Below are 5099 nucleotides of genomic sequence, written 5' to 3'. Positions count from 1 at the left end.
TCACCACGTCGCCCTTCTTCACGCTGCGAATCTGTTCGCGGTACATGCCGCCGAAACCGGACACCAGATGCACGCGCTTTGGCGTGTGCTGCAACGCGTAGACAATATAGCTCGCCACCGGAAACGAGCGCCGCACGCCGATCACGTAGATGTTGTCCGCCTGCTGAAGCATCTTCACGGCGGCGTCGAACTGCTTGTCGTCAAGACCGGCTTCCAGTTCTTCAAGTCCCCCACGTGAGGCCGCAATGAATTCACGCGCGACCGAACCGCCGGATAACGCGCCGGGCTTCTCGTCGATCAGCTTGCGAATCCTCTGCTGATAACTTGGCGAGGACGTGCCCTGCCCTGTATACGCCTGACGAAACACCGCCTGCAGATCGGAGAATCCGGAAAACCCGAAGCGCTGCGCAAAGCGCACCACCGCGGACGGATGCACGCCGCAGCTCGCGGCGATATCGCTGGTGCGATCCACCATCACGCTCGAGCGATGCTGCTCCAGATAGGTCGCGACATTCTTCAATTGACGCGGCAGCGCCTCGTAATTCTCCGCGATGCGTTGCATCAATTCCTCGACGCTCGGCAAGTCTTCGGTGCTCTCTTCCGCCATGGCTCTCTCTTCTTTGCTTTATTGCAGTGCGCAATACGCTTTCAACGCGCGACGCAGCGCTTCCTGACGCTGCGGATTATAGGCAGCCACCCCATCAAATGGAATGTATTTTCCATTTTTATTTTTCATGAAATTTCCATTGCAACGCTTCGGAAGTTGGCCTAATCTTGGTCGTGAGCGATGGTGCATCGGCTGATCCATGCCGCAGCGCGCGCATCCGTAAGGCCGCCTGCCAGACGCTCCCTTCAATAACGACAGACCGAGAAAGGTGGAGACAATGAGACTTTGCAAGGGCAAGGCTACGCTCAGGATTCTGGTGACGGCATTGACGTTGGCGACGGGATTCGGTGCGGCGTCGGCCGCCCGAGCGGCTGACGCTCACTTCGTGCTGATCAGCCACGCGCCGGATTCGGATTCGTGGTGGAACACCATCAAGAACGCCATCAAACAGGCCGACGAAGATTTCAACGTCGAGACCGATTACCGTAATCCGCCGAACGGCGACATTGCCGACATGGCGCGTCTGATCGAACAGGCGGCCGCACGCAACTACGACGGCGTGATCGTCTCGATCGCCGACTTCGACGTACTCAAGAGTGCGATCTCCAAGGTCACCGAGAAACACATCCCGCTCGTCACGATCAATTCCGGCACCGAGGCGCAAAGCGCGCAGCTTGGCGCAATCATGCACGTCGGTCAGCCTGAATACACCGCGGGCAAAGCGGCGGGAGAGAAAGCAAAAGCAGCGGGCATCAAGTCGTTCCTGTGCGTCAACCATTACGCCACCAACCCAGCTTCGTTCGAACGCTGCCGAGGCTTTGCCGAAGCAATCGGCGTCGACTTCAAGTCTTCCACGCTCGACGCAGGCCAGGACCCCACCGGTGTGCAATCGAAAGTAAGCGCGTATCTGCGCAACCATCCGAACACCCAGGCGGTGCTCACGCTCGGTCCGCTGTCGGCCGCGCCGACGATCAAGGCGCTGCAGCAGATGGGCCTTGCCGGCAAGGTCTGGTTCGCAACCTTCGACTTCGACAATGACATCGCGAAGGGCATCCAGGACGGCACGATCCAGTTCGCAATCGACCAGCAACCCTACCTGCAAGGCTATATCCCGGTCGCCGTTCTGGCCATCGTGAAGAAGGAACACACCACCGATCCGGCGAAGATCCGCCAGATCCTCGAAGCGAATCCGAAGTTCAAGCAACGCCTCGCGACTTACGGCCTGGCACCCGCCTATGGGCCGCGCAATATCGGTTCCGGCCCGGGCTTCATCACCAAGGCCAATATCGACAAGGTGGTCAAGTACGCCGGGCAGTATCGCTAACGCATTTCGCTGGATTTCGCTGGAGTTACGGAGACGGGACAACCGTTCCGGCAGGTATGAAGAAAAAGTGGATGCGGCCGGCCCCAGCCGGCCGGGCCGCCCCACGCCTGGATTCACCACGTTTTACGAGCATCACGCGCCATGCGGTCAGATTGCAATCCGCTCTCGACTGCCACCCCGGGCGCATCAAGGAGAGCTTCAATGGGCGTAGCCAACCCCTTCCATTTCCATCCCCGCAAGCAGCCCCCTTCCGCTACCGGAACGGCGTCGACGCCCAACGGGGCGCCGGCATCGGCGACCGGCGCCGCGGGGTCCGCAGGGTCCGATGAACGTGTGCGCCAGGAATCGTGGTTCAGGCATCTGCTGAACCGTCCGGAATTCGCCGCCCTTGCCGGCACCGCGATGGTGTTCCTCGTGTTCGGGATTGCGGCCGGCAACTCCGGCATGTTCAACCTCGACGGCGTGATGAACTGGTCGCAAGTGGCCGCGTATCTCGGCCTGATCGCTGTCGGTGCGTGCCTCCTGATGATTGCCGGCGAATTCGATCTGTCGATCGGCTCGATGATCGGCTTCTCGGGCATGATGGTCGCGCTGCCCACCATGTACTTCCATTGGCCGATTGCGTTGTCGATCCTGTTTGCTTTCGCCGGCTCGATGCTGCTCGGCGCACTCAACGGTTATCTGGTGATGCGCACGCGGCTGCCGTCGTTTATCGTGACGCTGGCGTTCCTCTTCATCTTGCGTGGGCTCACCCTGGCCCTGTCGGTCATGTTCGCCGACCGCACGATCATCTCCGGCGTGGGCGACGTTGCCGCTCACGACTGGCTCGCCCACACCCTGTTCCAGGGTGTCGCGTTCAAGGGCCTGTTCATCTGGCTCGGCCAGATCGGTGTCGTGAAACTGCTCGACAACGGCAATCCGCTCGTGCCGGGCATTCCGAAAGTCCTGCTCTGGTGGTTCGCGCTTGCCGCAGTCTGTGCGTTCACGCTGGCCAAGACCCGCTTCGGCAACTGGATTTTCGCGGTCGGCGGTGACGCCAACGCGGCCAAAAACGTCGGCGTGCCGGTGCGGCGCGTGAAGATCTCACTGTTCGTGCTGACCGCGTTCTGCGCCTGCCTGTTCGCGGTGCTGCAAGTGTGCGACATCGGGTCGGCAGCGGCCGACCGTGGGCTGCAGGCGGAATTCGAAGCCATCATTGCGGCGGTGATCGGCGGCACGCTGCTGACCGGCGGCTACGGCTCGGTGATCGGCGCCTGCTTCGGCGCGCTGATCTTCGGCGTGGTGCAGATCGGCATCACCTATACGAATGTCGACTCCGACTGGTTCCGCGTGTTCCTCGGCGTGATGCTGCTGATCGCCGTGCTGTTCAATCACTATGTGCGCCGCCGCGTCGCGCAGTCGTAAGGAGGAGACGACCATGTCCGATACGAATACCGTGAACACTGCGGGTACCGCGAGCAAGAGCGCACCGCAGGACGACATGATCCTCGCGCTCGAAGACGTCAGCAAATACTTCGGCCAGGTCATCGCGCTGAGCGGCGTGACCTTGCGCCTGAAACGCGGTGAAGTACATTGCCTGCTCGGCGACAACGGCGCGGGCAAATCGACGCTGATCAAAACGTTGGCCGGTGTGCATCAACCCTCTTCCGGCCAGTATCTGGTCGACGGCAAACCCGTGCTATTCGGGTCGCCGAAAGACGCGCTCGATCTCGGGATCGCCACCGTCTACCAGGATCTGGCGCTGGTGCCGTTGCTCTCGGTCGCGCGCAACTTCTTCATGGGCCGTGAGCCGCAAAAGAAACTGTTCGGCTTTCTGAAGGTGATGGACCTCGAAACCAGCGCGACCACCGCGCGCGACAAGCTTGCGGAGATGGGCATCAACGTGCGTGACCCGCATCAGCCGATCGGCACCATGTCCGGCGGCGAGAAGCAATGCCTGGCGATCGCGCGGGCGATTCACTTCGGCGCGCGCGTGCTGATTCTCGACGAACCGACCGCCGCGCTCGGCGTCAAGCAGAGCTTCAACGTGCTGAAGCTGATTCACACGGCGCGCGCAAAAGGCATCTCGGTGATCTTCATCACGCACAACGTGCATCACGCGTACCCGATCGGCGATTCGTTCACGCTGCTCAATCGCGGCAAGTCGCTGGGCACCTTCACCAAAGACACCATCAGCAAGGATGAAGTGCTCGACATGATGGCCGGCGGCGCCGAAATGCAGAAGATGATCGGCGAACTCGAAGGCGCGACGATCTGATTCATTCGCGCAGGTTGCCGGCGCTTGCCGCGCCTCGCGACCGCGCTCAGCTATTCAGGAATATTCATGGATCATTCCAACACATCCAGCGGCACCGGGATCGTGAACGGGAACGCAAGCGGCATTGAACCCGCGTCCGCATCAGCGGCCACAGCCAGCCGTTTCGCGCCGGATCGCAGCCGCGACATCCTCTGTCTTGGCCGCCTCGCCGTCGATCTGTACGCGCAGCAGGTCGGCGCGCGGCTCGAAGACGTGTCGAGCTTCGCGAAGTATCTCGGCGGGTCGTCGGCGAATATCGCGTTCGGTTGCGCGCGGCTCGGATTGCAATCGGCGATGCTGGCGCGCGTCGGCAACGACCACATGGGCCGCTTTCTCACCGAGACCTTGGCGAAGGAAGGCTGCGACGTCAGTCATGTGCGTATCGATCACGAGCGCCTCACCGCGCTCGTTCTGCTCGGCCTGAAAGATCGCGATACGTTTCCGCTGATCTTCTATCGTGAGAACTGCGCGGATATGGCGGTGGATGAGGCGGATTTCGACGAGGCGTACATCGCTTCGTCGAAAGCGCTGCTGATTACGGGCACGCATTTTTCGACCGAGCAGGTGAACCGCACCAGCCGCCGCGCCCTGGATTACGCGCGGCGCAACAACGTGCGCACCGTGCTCGATATCGATTATCGCCCCGTGTTGTGGGGCCTCACAGGCAAAGCGGACGGCGAAACCCGCTTCGTCGCGAGCGAAGGCGTGAGCGTGCACTTGCAGCGCATTCTGCCTTTGTTCGACCTGGTGATCGGCACCGAGGAAGAATTCCGCATCGCCGGCGGCAAGAGCGAACTCGTCGACGCACTCGCGACGGTGCGCGCCGTGACACCGGCCACATTGGTCCTGAAGCGCGGGCCGATGGGCTGCCA

Annotated in this window: 4 protein-coding genes and 1 pseudogene; 4 read left to right on the top strand and 1 reads right to left on the bottom strand. The window is 61.6% G+C overall.

From position 1 onward, the window contains the following. Positions 1 to 607: pseudogene (locus tag QOC89_RS20535) on the bottom strand (MurR/RpiR family transcriptional regulator); the annotation flags it as partial. 277 nt (positions 608 to 884) lie between these two features. Between QOC89_RS20535 and QOC89_RS20530 the strand changes: the two are divergent. From QOC89_RS20530 to QOC89_RS20515, 4 genes are all read left to right on the top strand, one after another. Beyond that, on the top strand, positions 885 to 1931 hold the full coding sequence (locus QOC89_RS20530) for a sugar ABC transporter substrate-binding protein (RefSeq protein ID WP_323046696.1): 1047 nt from the start codon (positions 885 to 887) through the stop codon (positions 1929 to 1931). A 201-nt stretch (positions 1932 to 2132) separates the two neighbouring features. Further along, positions 2133 to 3335, top strand: coding sequence for an ABC transporter permease (locus QOC89_RS20525; protein WP_323046695.1), 1203 nt, complete (start codon positions 2133 to 2135; stop codon positions 3333 to 3335). Between the two features lie 13 nt (positions 3336 to 3348). Continuing rightward, entirely contained in the window at positions 3349 to 4188 is an 840-nt protein-coding gene (locus QOC89_RS20520) for an ATP-binding cassette domain-containing protein (protein WP_323046694.1), read from the top strand. A gap of 66 nt (positions 4189 to 4254) precedes the next feature. Continuing rightward, on the top strand, positions 4255 to 5099 hold an 845-nt coding region (locus tag QOC89_RS20515; RefSeq protein WP_323046693.1), incomplete at its 3' end, for a PfkB family carbohydrate kinase.

Origin of the sequence: Paraburkholderia sp., from assembly GCF_034668105.1 — a bacterium.
In the GTDB taxonomy this organism is placed as follows: domain Bacteria; phylum Pseudomonadota; class Gammaproteobacteria; order Burkholderiales; family Burkholderiaceae; genus Paraburkholderia.
Note: the sequence above shows the minus strand (reverse complement) of the source record. Positions and strands in the feature narration are given on the sequence as shown.

What these genes read in the sequence shown, in the direction of transcription:
- QOC89_RS20525 (WP_323046695.1), top strand. Translation starts at nt 2,133, where the DNA reads ATGGGCGTAGCCAACCCCTTCCATTTCCATCCCCGCAAGCAGCCCCCT.
- QOC89_RS20530 (WP_323046696.1), top strand. Translation starts at nt 885, where the DNA reads ATGAGACTTTGCAAGGGCAAGGCTACGCTCAGGATTCTGGTGACGGCA.
- QOC89_RS20520 (WP_323046694.1), top strand. Translation starts at nt 3,349, where the DNA reads ATGTCCGATACGAATACCGTGAACACTGCGGGTACCGCGAGCAAGAGC.